General features: G+C 47.7%; 2 tRNA genes. Both read left to right on the forward strand.

Going from position 1 to position 325, the window contains the following annotated elements:
• Window positions 1–169: 169 nt before the first annotated feature.
• Window positions 170–245 (forward strand) — tRNA-Glu (locus tag IQO02_RS20295).
• A 2-nt stretch (window positions 246–247) separates the two neighbouring features.
• A tRNA-Lys gene (locus tag IQO02_RS20300) sits at window positions 248–323 on the forward strand.
• Window positions 324–325 lie beyond the last annotated feature (2 nt).

The following is a 325-nucleotide window of genomic DNA, read 5'->3' on the forward strand; positions in this document are numbered from 1 at the left end:
CGTAACAAGGTAGCCCTAGGGGAACCTGGGGCTGGATCACCTCCTTATACGAAGATACCACGATGAGTGTCCACACAGATTGATTAGGTTTAGAAAAGCAAAGAGATGAAGAACTCCCAAGTTCTTCAAGGTTTGTTTCTACTTTTAAAAGTAGAGATAAATTAGCAGTGTCCCGTTCGTCTAGAGGCCTAGGACACCGCCCTTTCACGGCGGTAACAGGGGTTCGACTCCCCTACGGGATACCATTGGGTCGTTAGCTCAGTTGGTAGAGCAGTTGACTTTTAATCAATTGGTCGCAGGTTCGAATCCTGCACGACCCACCATT

The organism is Vibrio sp. OPT24, assembly GCF_015163545.1.
GTDB lineage: Bacteria > Pseudomonadota > Gammaproteobacteria > Enterobacterales > Vibrionaceae > Vibrio > Vibrio cyclitrophicus.